Origin of the sequence: Burkholderia sp. BCC1977 (assembly GCF_905339595.1) — a bacterium.
Classification (GTDB): Bacteria; Pseudomonadota; Gammaproteobacteria; order Burkholderiales; family Burkholderiaceae; genus Burkholderia.
This window is the reverse complement of sequence record NZ_CAJPGQ010000011.1, coordinates 137093-157526: the sequence shown is the minus strand read 5'-3', so window position 1 is coordinate 157526 and position 20434 is coordinate 137093. Positions and strand designations below refer to the sequence as shown.

The window sequence follows — 20434 nt, the reverse complement described above, 5'->3', positions numbered from 1 at the left end:
CGGCCGCAGCGCCGCGCGTACTCTGCGTGCATCGACCCTGACACCGGCATCAACCCGCATCATGAAAAAGAAATCCGCCGCCGCGCGCATCGAACCGTACACCCACCCGGCCGCCGGCTGGGGTGCGCTGAAAGCCGTCACGATCAACCTGATCAAGGAAAAGGTCGCCGGCGGCAACTACCGTACGCTGTTGCGCCAGAACCAGCCGGACGGCTTCGACTGCCCGGGCTGCGCGTGGCCCGACCGCCAGCATGCGTCGACGTTCGAATTCTGCGAAAACGGCGTGAAGGCCGTGGCCGCCGAAGCGACGAGCAAGCGCGTGACGCCCGAATTCTTCGCCGCGCACACGGTCACCGAGCTGCTCGAACAGACGGATTTCGAACTCGAACAGCACGGCCGCCTGACCGACCCGATGGCGTACGACGCGCAAACCGACCGCTACGTGCCGATCTCATGGGACGACGCGTTCAAGCTGATCGCACGCCACCTGCGCGCGCTGCCGGACCCGAACCAGGCCGCGTTCTACACGTCCGGCCGCGCGAGCAACGAGGCGGCGTTCCTGTACCAGTTGCTGGTGCGGCTGTACGGCACGAACAACTTCCCCGACTGCTCGAACATGTGCCACGAGGCGACGAGCCGCGGGCTGCCGGCGTCGGTCGGCGTCGGCAAGGGCACCGTCACGCTCGACGATTTCGAGCACGCGGACACGCTGCTGATCTTCGGCCAGAACCCGGCGACCAACCATCCGCGAATGATGGGCGAGCTGCGCGAATGCGCGAAGCGCGGCGCGACGATCGTGTCGATCAACCCGCTGAAGGAACGCGGGCTCGAGCGTTTCGCCGATCCGCAAAGCCCGCTCGAGATGCTGACGATGTCGGGCACGCAGATCGCATCGACCTTCATCCAGCCGACGATCGGCGGCGATTTCGCGCTGATCAAGGGGATGGCGAAGCGCGTGCTCGAACTCGACGATGCCGCGCGCGCCGCCGGTGCGCCGCGCGTGCTCGACACCGCGTTCATCGGCGAGCATACGGCCGGCTTCGACGCGTTCGCCGACGATCTACGCAACGAAAGCTGGTCCGCGCTGACGGCCGAAAGCGGCGTGCCGTACGAGCAGATCGACGGCCTCGCGCAGCTGTATGCGCGCAGCGAGCGCGTGATCGCGACCTGGGGCATGGGCATCACGCAGCACAAGCATTCGGTCGCGACCGTGCAGATGCTGACGAACCTGATGCTGATGCGCGGCAACATCGGCCGCCCCGGAGCGGGTCTGTGCCCGGTGCGCGGCCACTCGAACGTGCAGGGCAACCGCACGGTCGGCATCGAGGAAAAGCCGTCGCAGGCGTTCCTCGACCGGCTCGGCCACGTGTTCGACTTCGAACCGCCGCGTCACCACGGCTACGACGTCGTCGAGACGATCGAAGGGATGCTCGAAGGCCACGTGAAGGTGCTGATCGGCCTCGGCGGCAACTTCGCGATGGCGACGCCCGACACGCCGCGCACGTGGGAAGGCATGCGCCGCTGCGCGCTCTCCGTGCACATCACGACGAAGCTGAACCGCAGCCACCTGATCCACGGCCGCGACGCGCTGATCCTGCCGACGCTCGGCCGCACCGAGATCGACCTGCAGGACAACGTCGCGCAGGGCGTGACGGTCGAGGATTCGATGAGCATGGTCCACGTGTCGTACGGGATGAACAAGCCGGCGTCGCCGAACCTGATGTCCGAACCGGCGATCGTCGCGCACATGGGCCACGCGCTGTTCGGCAGCGGCAAGATCGACTGGCTCGCGTACAAGGACGACTACGCGAAGATCCGCGACGCGATCGAGGCGACCTTCGACGGCTTCGACGACTACAACACGCGCATCGCGCGGCCGGGCGGCTTCCACCTGCGCGTCGCGTCGCGCGACCGCGAATGGCTGACGCCGACGGGCAAGGCGAACTTCATCGCGCACGCGCTGCCGACCGACACGCCGATCCAGCGCGCCCGCGCGCTGCACGGCGAGCGCCTGATGACGCTGATGACGACGCGCTCGCACGACCAGTACAACACGACCGTCTACGGGCTCGACGACCGCTATCGCGGCGTGTTCGGCCAGCGTCGCGTGGTGTTCGTCAACCGCGACGATCTCGCGATGCTCGGCCTTGCGGCCGGCGACTGGGTCGACATGGAAACCGTGTGGCACGACGGCATCGAGCGGCGCGCGGACGGCTTCCTGCTGGTCGAATACGACATCCCGCGCGGCTGCATCGGCGCGTACTACCCGGAAACGAACCCGCTGGTGCCGCTCGACAGCGTCGGCGACGTGTGCAACACGCCGACGTCGAAGTCGGTGCCGGTGCTGCTGCATCGCGCGGCCGCGCCGGCGTCGGCCGCCGCCTGACGGAGCGCCGCGATGATCGTACGGCCGCGCGAGCACTGGCTGCGGATGCTGCTCGTCTGGAACGGATCGGTGCTGCCGACCATCCTGCCGCAGCTCGTGCTGACGCTCGCGATCAGCCTCGTCGCGGTGTGGGGTGGCGGCCGCGTGCTCGGCGAGAAGGTGCCGCTGAACCCGACGCCGTTCACGCTGATCGGCCTCACGCTCGCGATCTTCGCGGGGTTTCGCAACAATGCGAGCTACGAACGCTATCGCGAGGGACGGCAGCTGTGGGGCGGCGTGCTGACCGCCACGCGCACGCTGGTGTCGCAGGCGCTCTGCTACGGCGCGATCGACGACAACGACGCCGCGCGTCAGGCGTTCGTGCGCAAGGTCGTCGCGTTCGTCCATGCGCTGAAGCATCAGCTGCGCGGCACCGATCCGGCGGCGGACCTGCGCACGCTGCTCGACGGCGAAACCCATGCGCGCATCGTCGCCGCCCGGTTTGCGCCGATCGCGATCGTTCATGAACTGCGCGAAGCCTTCACCGCGCGCGCCGACGCAGGCCATCTCGCCGATACCCGGCTGTGGATGCTCGACGCGCGCCTCGACGATCTCGTGTCGATGGTGAGCGGCTGCGAGCGCATCGCGTCGACGCCGATCCCGTTCTCGTACGACGTGCTGCTGCACCGGACCATCTACGCGTACTGCGTGCTGCTGCCGTTCGGCCTCGTCGACTCGATCGGCGCGGCGACGCCGTTCGTCACCGTGTTCGTCGCCTATACGCTGATCGCGCTCGACGCGATCGCCCATGCGATCGCCGAGCCGTTCGGCGACGGCCCGAACCACCTCGCGCTCGATGCGATGACGCGGACGATCGAGCGCACGCTGCTCGAACTGAACCGCGAGCCGCTGCCGGCGGAAGCGACGCCGGGCCCGGCGTATCGGCTCACCTGAACCGCTGACGCCCCGCTTCCGTCGCGCCGCTCAGTCGCGCCGACCGCGCAGGAAGCCGCCGTGCCCGGCGACCGCGTCCGCGATCCGCCGCAGCAGCACGACGCCGCGCAGCAGCGCGCGGCCGCCGTCGCTGTCGATATCGGCCACGCGCCGCCGCAGCAACCGCGCGGCCGCATCGCAACTCCGTTCGAGCCGCGCGACATCCCCGATCGCGACGCGGCCCCGCACCACGGCCACCGCGCGGCGCGCGGCCGGCTCCCGGGCCGCCAGTTCCGCGAGCGACAGCACGCTGTCGCCGATGCCCCAGATCGCGAGCAGGTCGCGCAGGTCACGCTCGATCAGCGTCTGCGGCAGGCTGCCCGCGAACCCGAGCTCGCGCCCGAGCCGGTCGGCCGTGCGACTGAGCCACGCGCTGGCCGACCAGCCGCGCGGGTCGCGCGCGATATCGGCCAGATCGCGGCGCACCGCGCGATGCAGCCGCCGCCGGCTCGTGCCCGGATCGCCGGGAAACACCAGCGCGAACACCAGCACGCCGAACGCGATGCCGAGCAGCGTCGACAGTGCGCTGTTCAGGAACGCCGCATCGCCGATGCGGGCGGTGTTGTCCGGCGACGTGAAATTCCAGAAGAAGATCGAGAATGCGCTGCCGAGCGCGGCGGTGCGCGGATAGCGCATCGCGAGGCCCGTGCCGATCATGAACACGCCGATGATGTACGCGAGCATCTCGAAGCCCGATACCGCCGGCAGCAGGATGAAATTGCAGACGATCCCCGCCACCGCCGCGCAGGCCGCGCCTTTCAGGAACCCCACCGCGGCCCGGGCCGAATTCGGCCGGGTCGAGAACAGCGCGCCGACCACGGCCGTGATCGCGACGAAGCCCGCGCCCGACGGCCATGCGGTGACGATCCAGATCGCCGATGCGACCAGCACCGCGATGAACGCACGCATGCCGTTGTGACACGCGAGCACCGCATCGCGATGAAATGCGTAGCGGACCCGCGACGGCGGCGGAACCGGCAGGTCGATCCGCGCCTTGTTCGCGAATGCATCGTCGAATCCGGCCAGCAGCGCGCCCAGCCGGTCGAGCGTGAGCAGGCGCGAGACGTCCGATCCGGTCGGCTCGGCCGCCTCGGCGCGCAACGCATCGTCCACCCGCGCACGCAGCGCCGCCAACTCGGGGCCTGCTTCGCCCGACGCGGCCACGCCATCCAGCACGCGCGCGGCGTCGGCGACCAGCGGATCCGGCGCATCGCCGCGACGCGCCGCATGCGCTTCGATCGCCTGCCCGGCCGCATGCGCGGACAGCACGCCCAGCACCGCCGCGCGCAGATGGCCGATCGCGTTGCGCACCGGCGGTGCGCCGGCGGCCGCGTATTCGGCCGCGGTGTCGAGCTCGAGCGCATCCGCGAACAGCCGGTGCACCGCCGCGCCGTTCGGCTCGCGACGCAGCGCATCCGCACCGACCGCCACCGCGCGTCCGAGATAGCGTGCCAGCCGCGTGCGGACGTCGCGCAGCGGCGAACCGGGCGCGAACACCGTTTCGAACGCGGCACCGCACAGGATGCCGACCACCACGTACAGGAAGCGCGCGGTCGCGATATCGAACGCGTGCAGCGGCGCGGATGCCGCATCCATCGAGATGATCGCGGCCGTATAGCCGGCAAGCACCGCCGCGTACGCCCGGAAATTCCGCAGGAACGTCGCGACGCCCGCGCACAGGCCGATCCACACGGCGAGCGCCGTCAGGAACAGTTCGGGCGTCTGCGCGAACGCGCCGGTCAGCGCAAGCGCGACGACCGCGCCGATCGCGGTGCCGAGGATCCGGTACTGGCTCTTCGACAGCCCCATCCCGCGTGTGCCCTGCGCGACGATCCACACGGTCGACGCGGCCCATTTCGGATCGTCGAGGTTCATGCGGAACGCGATATAGAGCGCGAGCAGCGAGGCGGCCGTGTTGCGCAGCGCGAAGCCGAGCGCGCCGGGCGGCAAGGCGGGCCATGCGTCGCGCAGCGCGGTGCGCACGGCCGCGAACGGCGGCAGGCTGGGGAAAGCGAATTTCATGCGGCGAGCATACGGTCGCGCGGCGGCCGCCACTATGGCGCGCACGGAATGCGTTATTGCAGCGGGCGGGATAATCGGTGCGGCCGACACGAAACAATCCGGCCGACGACGGTAAGATGCGCGCAAGCCGAACACGAAAACGACCTGTATGGACTTCGAGAGCATCCGGATATTCTTGCGCGTGGTGGAACGCGGCAGCTTCACCGCCGCGTCGGTGCAGCTCGACCTGGCGCTGAGCCGCGTGAGCCGCAAGGTCAGGCAGCTCGAGGACGAGCTCGGCGTGCAACTGCTGTACCGGACCACGCGCCGCGTGTCCGTCACCGAAGCCGGGCGCGAGTATTACGAGCGCTGCCTGCGCGCCGAGGAGATCCTGCTCGACGCGGACCGCCAGGCCCGAGCGCTGCGCACCGATCCCGAAGGCACGCTGCGCGTGCTGGTGCCCTACTCGATCGGCCTGTTCGAACTCGAGCCGGCGCTCGCCGAGTTTCGCCGGCGCTACCCGCGGGTGCAGCTCGTGCTGATCTACGACAACAGCCCGCTCGACCTCGTCGAGCACGGCTTCGACGTCGCGCTGCGCACGGGCATGCTGACCGATTCCGGCTACGTCGCGCGCTCGCTCGGCTGGTCGCACGCGAAGCTCGCCGCGAGCCCGGCCTACCTCGACCGCGCCGGACGACCGCAGACGCCGCAGGAACTCACGCAGCACGACATCCTGTACGTGGGCCGCGATGCGCCCGGCCTGACGCTGCGGCTCACCAACGCGGCCGGCGACGTGGCCGACGTGCCGGTGCGGCCCGTGCTGATCGCGAACGAATCGGTCACCGTGCTGCGCCAGGCCGCGAGCGGCGGCGGCATCGCACTGATCTCCACGCACTACACCGCGCGGCGGCTCGACAAGCACGAACTCGAGATCGTGCTGCCCGACTGGCACCGCACCGACGACGTCGAGCTGCACGCGGTCTATCCGCGGCGCGCGACGCTCGACAGCAAGGTGCGCATCTTTGTCGAGTTCCTGACGGAGGTCTTCACCGGATGGCGGAACGCGCCGTAACCGGTATCGCACGACCGGCACTCGGCGCGTTCCGGCCGGATTATTGCGGCACACGAAAGGAATTAATGAGCGGGCGAGCGTTGATCGTCGTTCGCCGCCTCGTTAGCCTGTGCCGATGAAAAACGACACCACACGCTACGGCAGCCATCTACCCGCTGCCCGCCGACGCGTCACGCGCGTCGCGCCTTCCTGACCGGCGCCAGGGCGCCAGTCCGCCTGCCGGAGCCCGCCACGGCTTCGCGCTTTCCGATTCAACGCTTGAACCGCACGTTGCAACGCGACGGCGCCGCGTGGCCGGCCGTCCATGGGCAGCATGCATCCGTCCGCTTCGCGGTTCATTCGCGCACGCGTGCGCGCGCGACCGGCTGCGCACGCCGTAAGGCCCTCTCCCTCTCGCAGGAACGCCATGTCCGCTCCATCCACTCCAGGCCCGCTGACGGGCGGCCGGCTCGCGATCGGCACGATCGCGGTATCGCTCGCGATGTTCATGAACGTGCTCGACTCGTCGATCGCGAACGTCGCGATTCCGACGATCTCGGGCGACCTCGGCGTGTCGGTCGACGAAGGCACGTGGGTGATCACGATCTTCGCGGCCGCCAACGCGGTGTCGATTCCGTTGACGGGCTGGCTCACGCAGCGCTTCGGCCAGGTGCGCCTGTTCGTCACGTCGATCCTGCTGTTCGTGTTCGCGTCGTGGCTGTGCGGCATCGCGCCGAACCTGCCGACGCTGCTCGCCGCGCGGATCCTGCAGGGAGCAGTCGCCGGGCCGCTCGCGCCGCTGTCGCAGGCGCTGCTGCTCGGCGCGTGGCCGCGGCAGAAATCGGCGAGCGCACTCGCGCTGTGGTCGATGACCGCGCTCGTCGGCCCCATCGCCGGGCCATCGCTCGGCGGCTGGATCACCTATGACTACAACTGGTCGTGGATCTTCTACATCAACATTCCGGTCGGCTTCTTCGCGGCGTCGGTCACGTGGATCGTGTTCCGCGATCGCGAATCGCCCGTGCGCCGCCTGCCGATCGACACCGTCGGCCTCGTGCTGCTCGTGCTGTGGGTCGCGTCGCTGCAGATCATGCTCGACAAGGGCAAGGATCTCGACTGGTTCAATTCGCCCGTCATCGTCGCGCTCGGCGTCGTCGCGCTGGTCGGCTTCGCGTTCTTTCTCGTGTGGGAGCTGACCGAGGCCAATCCGATCGTCGACCTGCGACTCTTCACGCAGCGCAACTTCGCGGGCGGCACGATCGCGATCTCGGTCGCGTACGGGATGTTCTTCGGCACGCTGGTGCTGCTGCCGCAGTGGATGCAGGGCTATCTCGGCTATCGCGCGATCGACTCCGGCCTCGCCACCGCACCGCTCGGGATCTTCGCGATCCTGCTGACGCCGGTGATGGGACGCATCCTGCCGCGCACCGATCCGCGCTACATCGCGACGCTCGCGTTCGTCGGCTTCGCGGTCGTGTTCATGATGCGCACGGCGTTCTATTCCGACGTGTCGCACCGGGATCTCGTGCTGCCGACGCTGCTGCAGGGCATTCCGATGGCGATGTTCTTCGTGCCGCTCACCGCGATCATCCTGTCGGGGCTGCCGCCGGAAAAGATCCCCGCCGCCGCCGGCCTGTCGAATTTCGGCCGCACGTTCTGCGGCGCGGTCGGCACGTCGCTGATCAGCAACGCGTGGAACGACCGGACGATCCTGCACCACGTCCGGCTCACCGAACAGGCGAGCGCCGGCAATCCGATCTTCGCGCAGCAGATCGCCGCGGCCCGCTCGCTGCTGCATCTGAGCCCCGATTCGGCGCTCGCGTTCTTCAACGCGTCGGTCGATTCGCAGGCCGCCGTGATGGGGCTGAACGACATCTTCTACGTGTCGGCGATCATCTTCGTCGCGATCATTCCGCTGATCTGGATCACGAAGCCGTCGCGCTCGGGCGGCGGCGACGCGGATGCGGCGGCAGCGGGCGCGCATTGAGCGCGCGCCGCGATCGCGATCGTCACGGCGGTCCGCGGCCGTAATAAAGACTTGCAATCGATACAGCCGGAAACGTCAACAGCCGGGGCCCGCACAGCGTTTTTTCGACAAGCGCCCACGATTCGCGGCGCACAACGACAGGAGAAAACGTCATGCGAGCCCTTACCCGCCATCTCGCGATCGCCGCCACCCTGATGTCGGTGCTGACCGGCACCGCGTTCGCGGAAACGCCGTGGCAGCAAGCGCATCCGCGCCGCGAGGAGGTCAACCAGCGCCTCGCCAACCAGAATCGCCGGATCCATCACGAGGTGAAGGAAGGCGAGATATCGCACGCCCAGGCCGCACGCCTGCACCGTGACGACCGCAGGATCCGCCAGGAAGAGCGGGACATGGCCGCGCAGGATCGCGGCCACATAACGCAGAGCGAAAAGCACGTGCTGAACCAGCAGGAAAACGCGGTCAGCCACAAGATCGGCCAGTAACGCCGGCCAACGTCGATTCGCCATCGCTTGAAACGCCCGCTGCCGCCGCGCGACAGCGGGCGCTTGTTGTTGTATCGAATCGTTTCAGCAGGCCGTTCGCGTCAAGTGCCGCGGGTATACTCCGACGTCAGCCGCCTCCCGTATCGACCGTCACGAACGGCACGATTCCGGCGGTTTCGTCGCGAAGCTCCGCGTTTCGCGTACCCCGCGCCCCAGCCTCGACACGAGACACACGACGATTCCGAACATGAAACGATTCCTGCTGCTCCTTCCCGCCGCCCTGCTCGCCGCCTGCGGTTCCGCGCCCTCGTCCGATTCGGCCGCGTCCGGCTCGGCACCGATGATCTACGTGTCGTCGGCGCGTCCGGCCCACGCAATCGCCAATTGCCTCGACAGCCGCCTGTCCGGCACCGCGCAGTCGCAGCACAACGGCGTGACCGACATCGACGTCGGGTCGCGCTCGTACTTCGTCACGCTCACGCCGTCGGGCAACGGTTCGGTCGTCAAGGTCGTGCGCGGCTCGGGCAGCGAGCCGGCCGAGGAAGCGATGCGCTTCGCGATCGCACGCTGCGTGATCTGACCGCCGCCGGTGCCGGGCACCCCGCCCGGCCCGCAAGCCGCTTCCCCCCGGGGCGCCGTCTCGCGCGCCCATCGAATTTTTTCATCCCGGCCGCCGTCGATGAGAGAATCGCACCACGATTCCCTTTCCACGGAGCCCGCATGAAGCACCTGCTGTCCCGGCTGTTCGTCAGCGCCGCGCTCGTCGCGCTTGTTCCGGCGCTGCCGGCGCAGGCCGCGACGCCGTCCGGCATTTTCGTCGTCGCCACCCAGCTCGGCGAATTCACGACCCTCGATCCGAGCGAAATCTACGAGCTCGTGCCGTCCGAGTACGTCGCGAACACCTACGAACGGCTCGTGCGGGTCGACCTGAAAGACCCGACGCGCTTCGACGGGCAGATCGCGCAATCCTGGACGGTCGGCGCCGACGGGCTCACCTACACGTTCAAGCTGCGCCCCGGCCTCACGTTCCACTCCGGCAACCCGGTCACCGCCGACGACGTCGCGTGGTCGCTGCAGCGCACCATCCTGCTCGACAAGGGGCCGGCCGGCGTGCTCGCCGATCTCGGCCTCACGAAGGCGAACGTGATGCAGAAGGTGCGCGCGGTCGACCCGCAGACCTTCGTGCTCGAAACCGACCGCAAGTACGCGCCGAGCTTCGTGCTCAACGTGCTGAGCGCGTGCCCGGCGTCGGTGCTCGACAAGAAGCTGCTGATGTCGCACCAGCAGGGCAACGATTTCGGCAGCGGCTGGCTGAAGACCAACGACGCGGGCTCGGGCCCGTACCAGCTCGCCAAGTGGACGCCGAACGAAAGCATCGTGCTGCAACGTTTCGACAAGTACCGCGCGCCGTATCCGATGAAACGCGTCGTGCTGCGCCACGTGCCCGAGGCATCCGCGCAGCGGCTGCTGCTCGAAAACGGCGACGTCGACGCCGCGCGCAACCTGAGCCCCGACAGCCTCGCGTCGCTGACCAAGGCCGGCAAGATCAAGGTCGCGTCGTGGCCGGTGTCCGCGCTGCTGTACCTGAGCCTGAACACGAAGAACCCGAATCTCGCGAAGCCCGACGTGCAGCAGGCGATGAAGTGGCTGGTCGACTACGACGGCATCCAGCGCAACATCGTCAGCACGACCTACAAGGTGCACGAGACCTTCCTGCCGGAAGGCTTCCTCGGCACGCTGAATTCGAACCCGTACAAGCTCAACGTCGCGAAGGCGAAGGCGCTGCTCGCGAAGGCCGGCCTGGCGAACGGCTTCGACGTGACGATGGACATGCCGAACGATTATCCGTACCTCGAGATCGCGCAGGCACTGCAGGCGAACTTCGCGCAGGGCGGCATCCGCGTGAAGCTGATTCCGGGCGATGCGAAGCAGGCGATCGGCAAGTATCGCGCGCGCCAGCACGACATCTTCATCGGCGAATGGTCACCCGACTACATGGACCCGAACAGCAACGCGCGCGGCTTCGCATGGAATCCTGACAATTCCGACCAGTCGAAGACGAAGATGCTCGCGTGGCGCAACAGCTGGGACATCCCGCAACTGACGAAGGATACCGAGGCCGCGCTGGTCGAGCCGTCGCCCGCGAAGCGCGCACAGCGCTACGAGGCGCTGCAGAAGGCCGTGCTCGCGAACTCGCCGTTCATCATCATGTTCGAGAAGGTCGTGCAGGTCGCGACGCGCCCCGGCACGACCGGGCCGGAGATCGGGCCGATCAACGACCTCGTGTCGTACCGGACGCTGGCAAAATAATGCAGTTTGCCCGCGCGGCCGGCAAGGCCGGCGCGCGGGTGCAGCAACCCTCCAATACGCTTCGCTCGGGGACCACGCAATGCGCTCATTACAAGAACTGCGCCTGGAATTCCTGCAGTACAAGATCGAACCGATCGGCTGGCTCGGCGACAGCCCGTCGCGCTTCGACTTCTACACCCGGACGGCCGCGGGATGCGACAGCATCCTCGAACTGGGCGTATTCACCGGACTGACCACGACGGCCTTCATGCTCGCGCAGCCGAAACGGCTCGTGTCGGTCGACATCACCGATCAGTATTTCCATATCCAGGACGAGCTGAAGCACGCGGCGAAGGCACTGTCGATCGACTTCGAATTCAGGATCGCCGACGATCTCGCAATGGCGCCGCTCGCATCCGACCTGCTGTTCATCGACACCACCCATACGTACGAGCAGACGCTCGCCGAGCTGAACCGGTTCGGCCCGCTCGCGCGCAAGAAGATCGTGCTGCACGACATGAACACGTCGGGCGTCTACCAGGCCGTGTTCCAATGGCTGTGGGACAACAAGCAGTTTCACATCGCGTATCACGACAGCCGCGGTTGCGGCGCGGTCGTCTGCGAGCGTCACGTCGGCTATTGAGCCGTGCTCGCGCAACGGGGAGGCACCATGCATTCGAACGGACACGCGGTCTGCGTGGCGATCAACGACAACAACCGCGCGTGGTACGAAATGCTCGTGCCGTTCCTGCTGTCGCTGCGGCACACGGGCTACGACGGACAGGTGGCCGTCATCGGCTACGGGCTGTCGGAACACAAGCGGCGCATCCTGGCGAGTCAGTCGGTCGACGTGATCGACGCGTCGAGCGAATATGCGCTGCCGGTCGGCCGCTTCATCGAGGCCGCCGACTATTGCGCGCGCAATCCGCACATCACGAAACTTGCGTTGTACGACGCGGACATCTGGTTCTGCACGGCCTCGTTCGACCTGTTCTCCCGAATCGCCGACGATCGCCTGTACGCGTGCCCCGACCCGCTGTTCTGCACGTTCGTCGTCGCGCCGCTGATCGGCGAGCGGCGCGACGCGCACTGGCGTCTCGTCGTGGACGACGTGAAGGCGCGTCACGGCGGTGCGCTGCAGGCCGGGCTCGTCGCCGGCACGGCCACCGCGTGGGCGCGCTACGCGGCGCACCTGCGCGACTGCGTCGCCCGCATCGGCACCGACTTCCAGGAATGCTTCGGGATCGACACGACGTTCCTGCACCTGTGGGGCGCACGCGGCGAAACCGCGCTGCTCGACCCGATCCAGAACTTCGTCAGCAAGAACGGCATTCACGAGTCGTTCGACGCGAGCAACGGCACCACGACGCTGCGCTATCAGGATGAGCCGATCCGCGCGCTGCACATGACCGGCGACATCCGGTTCTTCGACCGGTGGCGCTACTACCCGAACCACGTCGACGCCGCATTGCGCGACGGCACGCCGTTCGCGCTGTCGGACGGCACGCCGGCGCCGTCCGACGCGATCGCCGCCCGCATCGCGGCGACCGAGTACGTGCGCTCGGCCGGGCTGACCGTCACCGCGGCCGCAATCGAGGGCGGCGCGGGCGCGTATCTGCAGGCGCTCGACGAACCGGGCGGCACGATGCTGGTCGGCAGCGGGAACCATGAGATCGTGTTCACCGCGACCCGCGACATCGCGCGGCTGAACGTGTACATGACGCACCCGTCCGGCTCGCCGTCGCCGCTGCGATGCGAGGTGCTGATCGACGGGCAGGCACAACGCAAGAGCACCGGACTGATGACGCATTTCTGGTATCAGGTCGCGGCTGGCACCGTCGTCACGCTGCGCTCGACGAGCCTCGGCGGCCAGCAGTGCAATGCGATCTGGCGGCTGCGCGAGGCGCCGGACATGCAGCAGTAGGCAGTAGCGTGGGCGATGCGTCGTCGGCTTGCCGCCCGACGCATCGCACGCGGTAATGCGGCGACGCACCGGGCGGCGAAGCCTGATCGGCCGTCCGCGCGCTCGCCATCGCCGGTTTCGGATAAACGCAAAATCGTGCTCACACGCATGAACGCGAAATCGGCGTGACGGAAATGAGGTGTCCCGCCGCGCATCGTCATTGCGCTGCCGGCCCGTCCTTGCACATGGCTATCAGCCGCCGCCAAACCATAGTTTTTATCCGCTGGCGCGAATGATTTTGGCTTTGTTAGATGAATGACACCGAATCATCCGATGACAAACATCTAACATCCCGATGACCTGCGCGTTCGCCCATACCGTCGAATCCCGCTTTGCCGAGCTGACGCCGACCGCGAAGCGCATCGCGAGCTACATGCTCGCGAACCTCGACCGGCTGGGGCTCGAAACCGCCGACCAGATCGCGCAGCAGGCCGGCACCAGCGGCATCTCCGTCGGGCGCTTTCTGCGCAGCGTCGGCTATCAAAACCTCGACGACCTGAAACGCGAACTGCGCGGCGGCAGCGACCGCCCGTGGATGATCACCGATCGCCTCGACGAATACCGCCGCGCCGCCGGCACGCACACGACCGCCGGCGATAGCAATCGCAGCGACGGCACGCTGGCATCGTCGCTCGATCGCGAGCTCGATGCGATCCGTCATGTCTACCGGCTCGCCGAGGAACCGGTGTTCGCGCAGGTCGCGGACCGGATCGCACATGCCGACGCCGTGTTCATCCTCGGCATCCAGTCGACCCGCGGCATCAGCAATGCGTTCAGCAGTTATCTCGAATACCTGCGCCCGCGCGTGTTCTATTCCGACGGTCAATCGGGCTCGTACGTCGATTCGCTGAACTCCGAGTTCGAGCGGCCGTACTGCATCGTCACCGATACGCGCGCCTATTCGCGCGGCGCGCGCCGCTATTGCCAGGCTGCCGCCGAACGCGGCCAGCCGTTCGCGCTGGTCACCGATCTCTATTGCCCGTGGGCGCGCGAATGGCCGGCCGACCTGCTGCAGGTGAAGACCGACGTCGGCCAGTTCTGGGATTCGCTCGCCCCGCTCACCTGCCTGTTCAACCTGCTGATCACCGCCGTGGTCGACCGCCTCGGTCCCGCGATCGACCGGCGCGTCGCGCGCAACCGCGAACTGCAGCGCACCTTCGACCAATTCGAATCCTGAGCGCCCCGGACCGCCGATGAACCGACACCGCCTCGTCGAAATCACGCCCGCCACGCATCGCGTCGAGATCGATCTCGTCTATGCGACCGCGCGCAACCTGACCGGCAAGCCGATCTACCGCCGCGCGCACTGCCTGCTGCTCGAGCCGGCCGAAGCCGCGCTGCGCCGAGCGGTCGACGTCGCCGCGCAGGCCGGCTTCATGCTGCGCATCTACGACGCGTACCGGCCGCCGCAGGCGCAACAGGTGCTGTGGGATTTCCTGCCCGATCCGAACTTCGTCGCCGATCTCGGCCGCGGCTCGAACCACAGCCGCGGCACCGCGCTCGACCTGACGCTCGTCGGCGCGAACGGCGAGCCGCTCGACATGGGCACCGGCTTCGACGAGATGGTGGCCGCGTCGGGCCACTTCCACGCGGGGCTGCCTGACACCGTGCAGCGCAACCGGCTGCTGCTGCTCGGCGTGATGCACGCGGCCGGCTTCGCGCATGTCGACAGCGAGTGGTGGCACTACGAGCTGCCCGGTTCGCGCGCGTTGCCGCAGATCGACAACGCGGCGAGCGGCCCGTGGCGCCTGATGTAACGACGATGCACGTTTCCTTCACCGTTCACGTTCAACGACTTCAACGACACATGGAGAAGCGCACATGAAATTCCCGACATCCCGGCTCGTCGCGGCGCTGGCGGCCGCGTCCGTGCTCGCCGCCGTTCCGCTTTCCGCCGCACGCGCGGAAACGCCGAAGGACATGTTCGTGATGGCCACGCTGCTCGACGAATTCACGACGCTCGATCCCGGCGAGATCTACGAACTGGTGCCGGAGGAATACGTCGCGAACACGTACGACCGGCTGGTGCGCGTCGACCTGCGCGATCCGTCGAAATTCAACGGCGACGTCGCGCAGTCGTGGACGGTGAGCCCCGACGGGCTGACCTATACGTTCAAGCTGCGCGCGGGCCTCAAGTTCCACTCGGGCAACCCGCTGACGGCCGACGACGTCGCGTGGTCGATCCAACGCGCGGTGCTGCTCGACAAGGGCCCGGCCGCCGTGCTGACCGGCATCGGCCTCACGAAGGCGAACGTCGCCGCGAACGTGAAGAAACTCGACGACCAGACGGTGTCGATCACGACCGACCACAAATACGCGCCGACCTTCGTGCTGAACGTGCTCGGCTCGTGGCCCGCGTCGGTGGTCGACCGGAAGCTGCTGCTGTCGCACCAGCAGGGCAACGACTTCGGCAACGCGTGGCTGAAGACCAACGAGGCCGGCTCCGGCGCGTACAGGCTGGTCAAGTGGGCGGCCGGCGACAGCATCGTGCTGCAGCGCTTCGACGGCTACCGGCTGCCGCTCGCGATGAAGCGCATCGTGCTGCGTCACGTGCCCGAGGCGGCGAGCCAGCGCCTGCTGCTGGAAAACGGCGACGTCGATGCCGCACGCGACCTGAGCCCGGACGATCTCGCGTCGGTCGTGAAATCCGGCAAGGCGAAGGTCATGGCCTCGCCGCAGGCGACGCTGCTGTATCTCGGCCTGAACACGAAGAACCCGACGCTCGCGAAGCCCGACGTGCAGGAAGCGCTGAAGTGGCTGGTCGACTATTCCGGCATCCAGGCCAACGTCGTGAAGACGACCTACAAGGTGCACCAGACCTTCCTGCCCGAAGGCTTCCTCGGCACGCTGAACGCGAACCCGTACAAGCTCGACGTCGCGAAGGCGAAGGCACTGCTCGCGAAGGCCGGCGTGCCGAGCGGCTTCTCGGTGACGATGGACGTGCGCAACGACTATCCGTACACGGAGATCGCGCAGGCCGTGCAGGCGAATTTCGCGCAGGCGGGCATCAAGGTGCAGCTGATCCCCGGCGACAACAAGCAGACGCTCGCGAAATACCGCGCGCGCCAGCACGACATCTACATCGGGGAATGGTCGGCCGACTACATCGACCCGCACAGCAACGCGCAGGGTTTTGCATGGAACCCCGACAACACCGACAAGTCGAGCTATAAAATGCTGGCCTGGCGCAACAGCTGGGACATTCCGCAACTGACGAAGGAAACCGACACCGCGCTCGCCGAACCGACCGCCGCGCAACGCGCGCAACGGTATCAGGCGATGCAGAAGGACATGCTCGCGCGTTCGCCGTTCGTGATCCTGTTCGAGAAAGTCGCGCAGGTTGCGACGCGGCCCGGCGTGAGCGGGCTCGAAGTCGGACCGATCAACGATCTCGTGTCGTACCGAAACCTGAAGAAGCAATAAGATTCGCCGCATGTCGACTCCCGCCTCCTCCCTCGAAGCACTGCGCACGCTGCCCGCGCGGCGCCCGGCCGTACGCTGGGCGTTGCGTGTGCTGCGCTGGGCGCTCACGCTCGCCGTCACGTTCGCGGGGCTGCTCGCACTGACGTTCGTGATCGGCCGCAAGGTGCCGATCGATCCCGTGCTCGCGATCCTCGGCGATCGCGCGTCGGCCGAGGCGTACGCGGCCGAGCGCATCGCGCTCGGCCTCGACAAGCCGCTCGTCACGCAGTTCCTGATCTACGCGCGCGACGTGCTGCACGGCAACCTCGGCATGTCGCTGCTGACGTCGAACCCGGTGCTCGACGACATCCAGCGCGTGTTCCCCGCCACGCTCGAACTCGCGACGATCGCGACGCTGATCGGGATCGCGATCGGCGTGCCGCTCGGCGTCGCGGCCGCGGTGAAGCACAACCGGCCGATCGACCACATCGCGCGCTTCGTCGGCCTGATCGGCAGTTCCGTGCCGGTGTTCTGGCTCGGCCTGATGGGGTTGCTGCTGTTCTACGCGCGGCTGCACTGGGTCGGCGGCCCCGGCCGGCTCGATCCCGTGTACGACGGCATGGTCGACCCGCGCACGGGCAGCCTGCTGATCGACGCGGCGCTCGCGGGCGAGTGGGACGTGTTCCGCAACGCGGTGTCGCACATCGCGCTGCCGGCCGCGATCCTCGGCTACTACTCGGTCGCGTACCTGAGCCGGATGACGCGCTCGTTCATGCTCGACCAGCTGAGCCAGGAATACATCGTCACCGCGCGCGCGAAGGGGCTGTCCGAGCGCCGCGTGATCTGGCGGCACGCGTTCGGCAACATCGCGGTGCCGCTCCTGACCGTGATCGCGCTCACGTACAGCAACCTGCTCGAAGGCTCGGTGCTGACCGAGATCGTGTTCGCGTGGCCGGGGCTCGGCTCGTACCTGACGGGTGCGCTGCTGAACGCCGACATGAGCGCGGTGCTCGGCGCGACGCTCGTGATCGGCGCGATGTTCATCACCGTCAACCTGCTGACCGACGCGCTGTACCGCGTGTTCGATCCGCGTGCACGCTGAGGGCCGCCGCGCCATGACCGTTTCCACCCCGCTTCTTTCCTCGCCCATGCCGAAGGTCGTCCGATCATGAATGCCGAGCGTCTCACGCTGCGCGCGTGGCTGCTTTCCGATGCGCCCGCGTCGCGCTCGCAGGCCGCGTTCGGCCTCGCGTACCGCCGCTGGCGCCGCTTCGCCGCCAATCCGCTCAATCTGTTCGGGCTCGCGATCCTGGTCGCGCTGATCGTCGTCGCGATCGTCGGCCCGCTGATCATGCCGCACGATCCGCTGCGCCAGGTGCTGTCCGACCGCCTGCTGCCACCCGGCTCGCCGTCGCACTGGCTCGGCACCGACCAGCTCGGCCGCGACATCCTCTCGCGGCTGATCGCGGGCTCGCGCCTCACGCTCGGCATCGCACTGCTGGTGGTCGTGATCGTCGTGCCGATCGGCCTCCTGATCGGCACGACGGCCGGCTATTGCGGCGGCTTCGTCGACAGCGTGCTGATGCGCATCACCGACATCGCGCTCGCGTTCCCGAAGATCGTGCTCGCGCTCGCATTCGCGGCCGCGCTCGGGCCCGGCGTGATCAACGCGGTCGTCGCGATCTCGATCACCGCGTGGCCCGCCTATGCGCGGCTCGCGCGCGCGGAGACGATCCGCATCGCGCAGGCCGACTACATCCACGCCGCGCGCCTGCAAGGCGCATCGGGCCCGCGGATCCTGCTGCGCTACATCGTGCCGCTGTGCATGTCGTCGGTGATCGTGCGCGCGACGCTCGACATGGCCGGCATCATCCTGACCGTCGCGGGCCTCGGCTTCCTCGGCCTCGGCGCGCAGCCGCCGAGCCCCGAATGGGGCTTCATGGTCGCATCGGGCCGCAACGTGCTGCTCGACGCGTGGTGGGTCGCGACGCTGCCCGGCGCGGCGATCCTGCTCGTCAGCCTCGCGTTCAACCTGCTCGGCGACGGGCTGCGCGATGTCTTCGATCCGCGTCATGGAGCGTGACATGCCACTGAATTCCGTCAACGCACCCGCGCCGCTCTGCGAGATCGACGGCCTGAAGATCGGGTTTCGCGGGCACGACGGCGTCGTGTCCGACGCGGTGCGCGACCTGTCGCTGACGCTCGCGCCCGGCGAACGGCTCGGCATCGTCGGCGAATCCGGCTCCGGCAAATCGCTGACGGGCCGCGCGCTGCTCGGCCTGCTGCCCGAAGCCGCGCGCTGGTCGGCCCGCACGCTGCGCTTCGCGGGCCACGACCTGCTCGCGATGCCGGCGAGCGAACGCCGGCGCCTGTGCGGCAGCCAGATGGGGATGATCCTGCAGGATCCGAAGTATTCGCTGAACCCGGTGATGACCGTCGCGAAGCAGATGGGCGAAGCGTTCCGGCTGCGCGAACCGGGGCTGCGCGGCCGCGCGCTGCGCGAGCGGATCGTCGATGCGCTCGCGGCCGTGCAGATCCGCGATCCGGCGCGCGTCGCCGATGCGTATCCGCACGAGCTGTCGGGCGGCATGGGCCAGCGCGTGATGATCGCGATGATGGTGTCGACCGGCCCGCGCCTGCTGATCGCCGACGAACCGACCTCCGCGCTCGACGTCGCGGTATCGATGCAGGTGCTCGCGGTGCTCGACGCGATGATCGCGCGGCACGGCACGGGCCTGATGTTCATCAGCCACGACCTGCCGCTCGTGATGTCGTTCTGCGATCGCGTCGCGGTGATGTATGCGGGCCGCGTCGTCGAAACCTGCGCCGCGCGCGACCTGCGTAATGCCACGCATCCCTATACGCGCGGGCTGCTCGCGGCGAATCCGCCGCTCGCGAACCCGCCCGACGAACTGCCGGTGCTGCGGCGCGATCCGGCGTGGCTCGATGCCGTTTCGCCTGCACGCGCCGCGACGGCCCAACAGGAGTCCGCACGATGATCGACGTCGATCACGCCTCGATCCGTTTTCCGACCCGCACGGGCCATGTCGACGCCGTGCGCGATGCGAGCTTCGCGGTGCGCGACGGCGAAGTGTTCGGGCTCGTCGGCGAATCGGGCTCCGGCAAATCGACGCTGCTGCGTGCGCTGACCGGCCTCGTGCCGCTTGCGGGCGGCAGCCTGTCGATCGACGGCCGGCCGGTCGGCGGCACGCCCGACCGCGCCTTCCGCCGCCACGTGCAGATGGTGTTCCAGGATCCGTACGCGTCGCTGCATCCGCGCTTCACGGTCGACCAGACGCTGCGCGAGCCGCTGTCGATCCACGGGATCGACGACCCCGACGCGCGCATCGCCCGCGCGCTGTCCGAAGTCGGGCTCGGCCCGGCGTTCCGCTTCCGCTATCCGCACCAGCTGTCGGGCGGCCAGCGCCAGCGTGTCGCGATCGCGCGCGCACTGATCGTCGAGCCGCGCGTGCTGCTGCTCGACGAGCCGACCTCCGCGCTCGACGTGTCGGTGCAGGCCGAAATCCTGAACCTGCTGCGCCGCCTGCATCGCGAGCGCAACCTGACGATGATCCTCGTGAGCCACAACCTCGCGGTGATCGGCTTCCTGTGCCAGCGCGTCGCGGTGATGCAGCATGGCGAGATCGTCGAGCAGTTGCGGATCGAGGACGTGCGCGCCGGGCAGGTCGCACGCGACTACACGCGCACGCTGCTGCGCGCGACCGAAGGCTACCGCCGCCTCGATCCGGCCATCGACGCGCCCGCGGCCTGATACGCATCGCGCGACGCCATCGCGGCCGTTCGCACGCGCGAACGGCACATGACGCGCCCCGGCTGCAACGCGGGATGCCGGCCGCCGCCGCGCTTCGCCGGCCGGTCGTTTCCGCTTCGATCTGCTTCA

17 protein-coding genes are annotated in these 20434 nt (G+C 68.3%); 16 read left to right on the top strand and 1 reads right to left on the bottom strand.

Going from position 1 to position 20434, the window contains the following annotated elements:
- Nucleotides 1-61: 61 nt before the first annotated feature.
- Nucleotides 62-2386, top strand: a complete 2325-nt coding sequence (locus tag U5771_RS12415) for an FdhF/YdeP family oxidoreductase (RefSeq protein WP_322024241.1) — start codon at nucleotides 62-64, stop codon at nucleotides 2384-2386.
- A gap of 12 nt (nucleotides 2387-2398) precedes the next feature.
- Nucleotides 2399-3319, top strand: coding sequence for a bestrophin family protein (locus U5771_RS12410; protein WP_322024240.1), 921 nt, complete (start codon nucleotides 2399-2401; stop codon nucleotides 3317-3319).
- A 30-nt stretch (nucleotides 3320-3349) separates the two neighbouring features.
- Here U5771_RS12410 and U5771_RS12405 read toward each other — a convergent pair whose 3' ends face one another.
- Complete coding sequence (locus tag U5771_RS12405; RefSeq protein ID WP_322024266.1) at nucleotides 3350-5380, bottom strand: FUSC family protein; 2031 nt, start codon at nucleotides 5378-5380, stop codon at nucleotides 3350-3352.
- Between the two features lie 148 nt (nucleotides 5381-5528).
- On the opposite strand from U5771_RS12405, the gene U5771_RS12400 reads away from it, so the two are divergent.
- The 14 genes from U5771_RS12400 (at nucleotide 5529) to U5771_RS12335 (ending at nucleotide 20305) form a co-directional block, all read left to right on the top strand.
- Nucleotides 5529-6431, top strand: a complete 903-nt coding sequence (locus U5771_RS12400; protein WP_322024239.1) for a LysR family transcriptional regulator — start codon at nucleotides 5529-5531, stop codon at nucleotides 6429-6431.
- Between the two features lie 406 nt (nucleotides 6432-6837).
- The gene (locus U5771_RS12395) at nucleotides 6838-8397 is read left to right on the top strand and encodes a DHA2 family efflux MFS transporter permease subunit (protein ID WP_322024238.1); all 1560 of its coding nucleotides are present in this window, start codon (nucleotides 6838-6840) and stop codon (nucleotides 8395-8397) included.
- 152 nt (nucleotides 8398-8549) lie between these two features.
- A complete protein-coding gene (locus U5771_RS12390; RefSeq protein WP_322024237.1) occupies nucleotides 8550-8879 on the top strand; it encodes a hypothetical protein in 330 nt (109 codons plus the stop codon).
- Between the two features lie 247 nt (nucleotides 8880-9126).
- Complete coding sequence (locus tag U5771_RS12385) at nucleotides 9127-9459, top strand: sugar ABC transporter ATPase (protein ID WP_322024236.1); 333 nt, start codon at nucleotides 9127-9129, stop codon at nucleotides 9457-9459.
- A gap of 140 nt (nucleotides 9460-9599) precedes the next feature.
- Complete coding sequence (locus U5771_RS12380; RefSeq protein WP_322024235.1) at nucleotides 9600-11189, top strand: ABC transporter substrate-binding protein; 1590 nt, start codon at nucleotides 9600-9602, stop codon at nucleotides 11187-11189.
- A gap of 79 nt (nucleotides 11190-11268) precedes the next feature.
- Nucleotides 11269-11811, top strand: a complete 543-nt coding sequence (locus U5771_RS12375) for a class I SAM-dependent methyltransferase (protein ID WP_322024234.1) — start codon at nucleotides 11269-11271, stop codon at nucleotides 11809-11811.
- Nucleotides 11812-11838: 27 nt separating this feature from the next.
- On the top strand, nucleotides 11839-13092 hold the full coding sequence (locus U5771_RS12370; RefSeq protein WP_322024233.1) for a hypothetical protein: 1254 nt from the start codon (nucleotides 11839-11841) through the stop codon (nucleotides 13090-13092).
- 334 nt (nucleotides 13093-13426) lie between these two features.
- Nucleotides 13427-14308, top strand: coding sequence for a sap1 transcriptional regulator SapR (gene sapR, locus U5771_RS12365; RefSeq protein ID WP_322024232.1), 882 nt, complete (start codon nucleotides 13427-13429; stop codon nucleotides 14306-14308).
- Between the two features lie 16 nt (nucleotides 14309-14324).
- Nucleotides 14325-14888 (top strand): D-alanyl-D-alanine dipeptidase, encoded by a 564-nt coding sequence (gene ddpX / locus U5771_RS12360; protein WP_322024231.1) that lies wholly within the window; start codon nucleotides 14325-14327, stop codon nucleotides 14886-14888.
- 64 nt (nucleotides 14889-14952) lie between these two features.
- Nucleotides 14953-16554 (top strand): ABC transporter substrate-binding protein, encoded by a 1602-nt coding sequence (locus tag U5771_RS12355; RefSeq protein ID WP_322024230.1) that lies wholly within the window; start codon nucleotides 14953-14955, stop codon nucleotides 16552-16554.
- Between the two features lie 10 nt (nucleotides 16555-16564).
- Complete coding sequence (locus U5771_RS12350; protein WP_322024229.1) at nucleotides 16565-17635, top strand: ABC transporter permease; 1071 nt, start codon at nucleotides 16565-16567, stop codon at nucleotides 17633-17635.
- A 66-nt stretch (nucleotides 17636-17701) separates the two neighbouring features.
- A complete protein-coding gene (gene nikC, locus U5771_RS12345; RefSeq protein WP_322024228.1) occupies nucleotides 17702-18616 on the top strand; it encodes a nickel transporter permease in 915 nt (304 codons plus the stop codon).
- 1 nt (nucleotide 18617) lies between these two features.
- The gene (locus tag U5771_RS12340) at nucleotides 18618-19532 is read left to right on the top strand and encodes an ABC transporter ATP-binding protein (RefSeq protein ID WP_322024227.1); all 915 of its coding nucleotides are present in this window, start codon (nucleotides 18618-18620) and stop codon (nucleotides 19530-19532) included.
- Nucleotides 19529-20305, top strand: a complete 777-nt coding sequence (locus tag U5771_RS12335) for an ABC transporter ATP-binding protein (protein ID WP_322024226.1) — start codon at nucleotides 19529-19531, stop codon at nucleotides 20303-20305. Before U5771_RS12340 ends, U5771_RS12335 begins: the two co-directional genes overlap by 4 nt.
- Nucleotides 20306-20434: the final 129 nt, after the last annotated feature.

Coding starts and splice junctions, on each gene's coding strand:
- U5771_RS12385 (WP_322024236.1), top strand. CDS start 9,127: ATGAAACGATTCCTGCTGCTCCTTCCCGCCGCCCTGCTCGCCGCCTGC.
- U5771_RS12370 (WP_322024233.1), top strand. CDS start 11,839: ATGCATTCGAACGGACACGCGGTCTGCGTGGCGATCAACGACAACAAC.
- U5771_RS12340 (WP_322024227.1), top strand. CDS start 18,618: ATGCCACTGAATTCCGTCAACGCACCCGCGCCGCTCTGCGAGATCGAC.
- U5771_RS12400 (WP_322024239.1), top strand. CDS start 5,529: ATGGACTTCGAGAGCATCCGGATATTCTTGCGCGTGGTGGAACGCGGC.
- U5771_RS12350 (WP_322024229.1), top strand. CDS start 16,565: ATGTCGACTCCCGCCTCCTCCCTCGAAGCACTGCGCACGCTGCCCGCG.
- U5771_RS12375 (WP_322024234.1), top strand. CDS start 11,269: ATGCGCTCATTACAAGAACTGCGCCTGGAATTCCTGCAGTACAAGATC.
- U5771_RS12415 (WP_322024241.1), top strand. CDS start 62: ATGAAAAAGAAATCCGCCGCCGCGCGCATCGAACCGTACACCCACCCG.
- U5771_RS12390 (WP_322024237.1), top strand. CDS start 8,550: ATGCGAGCCCTTACCCGCCATCTCGCGATCGCCGCCACCCTGATGTCG.
- U5771_RS12410 (WP_322024240.1), top strand. CDS start 2,399: ATGATCGTACGGCCGCGCGAGCACTGGCTGCGGATGCTGCTCGTCTGG.
- nikC (WP_322024228.1), top strand. CDS start 17,702: ATGAATGCCGAGCGTCTCACGCTGCGCGCGTGGCTGCTTTCCGATGCG.
- U5771_RS12405 (WP_322024266.1), bottom strand. CDS start 5,380: ATGAAATTCGCTTTCCCCAGCCTGCCGCCGTTCGCGGCCGTGCGCACC.
- U5771_RS12380 (WP_322024235.1), top strand. CDS start 9,600: ATGAAGCACCTGCTGTCCCGGCTGTTCGTCAGCGCCGCGCTCGTCGCG.
- sapR (WP_322024232.1), top strand. CDS start 13,427: ATGACCTGCGCGTTCGCCCATACCGTCGAATCCCGCTTTGCCGAGCTG.
- U5771_RS12355 (WP_322024230.1), top strand. CDS start 14,953: ATGAAATTCCCGACATCCCGGCTCGTCGCGGCGCTGGCGGCCGCGTCC.
- U5771_RS12335 (WP_322024226.1), top strand. CDS start 19,529: ATGATCGACGTCGATCACGCCTCGATCCGTTTTCCGACCCGCACGGGC.
- U5771_RS12395 (WP_322024238.1), top strand. CDS start 6,838: ATGTCCGCTCCATCCACTCCAGGCCCGCTGACGGGCGGCCGGCTCGCG.
- ddpX (WP_322024231.1), top strand. CDS start 14,325: ATGAACCGACACCGCCTCGTCGAAATCACGCCCGCCACGCATCGCGTC.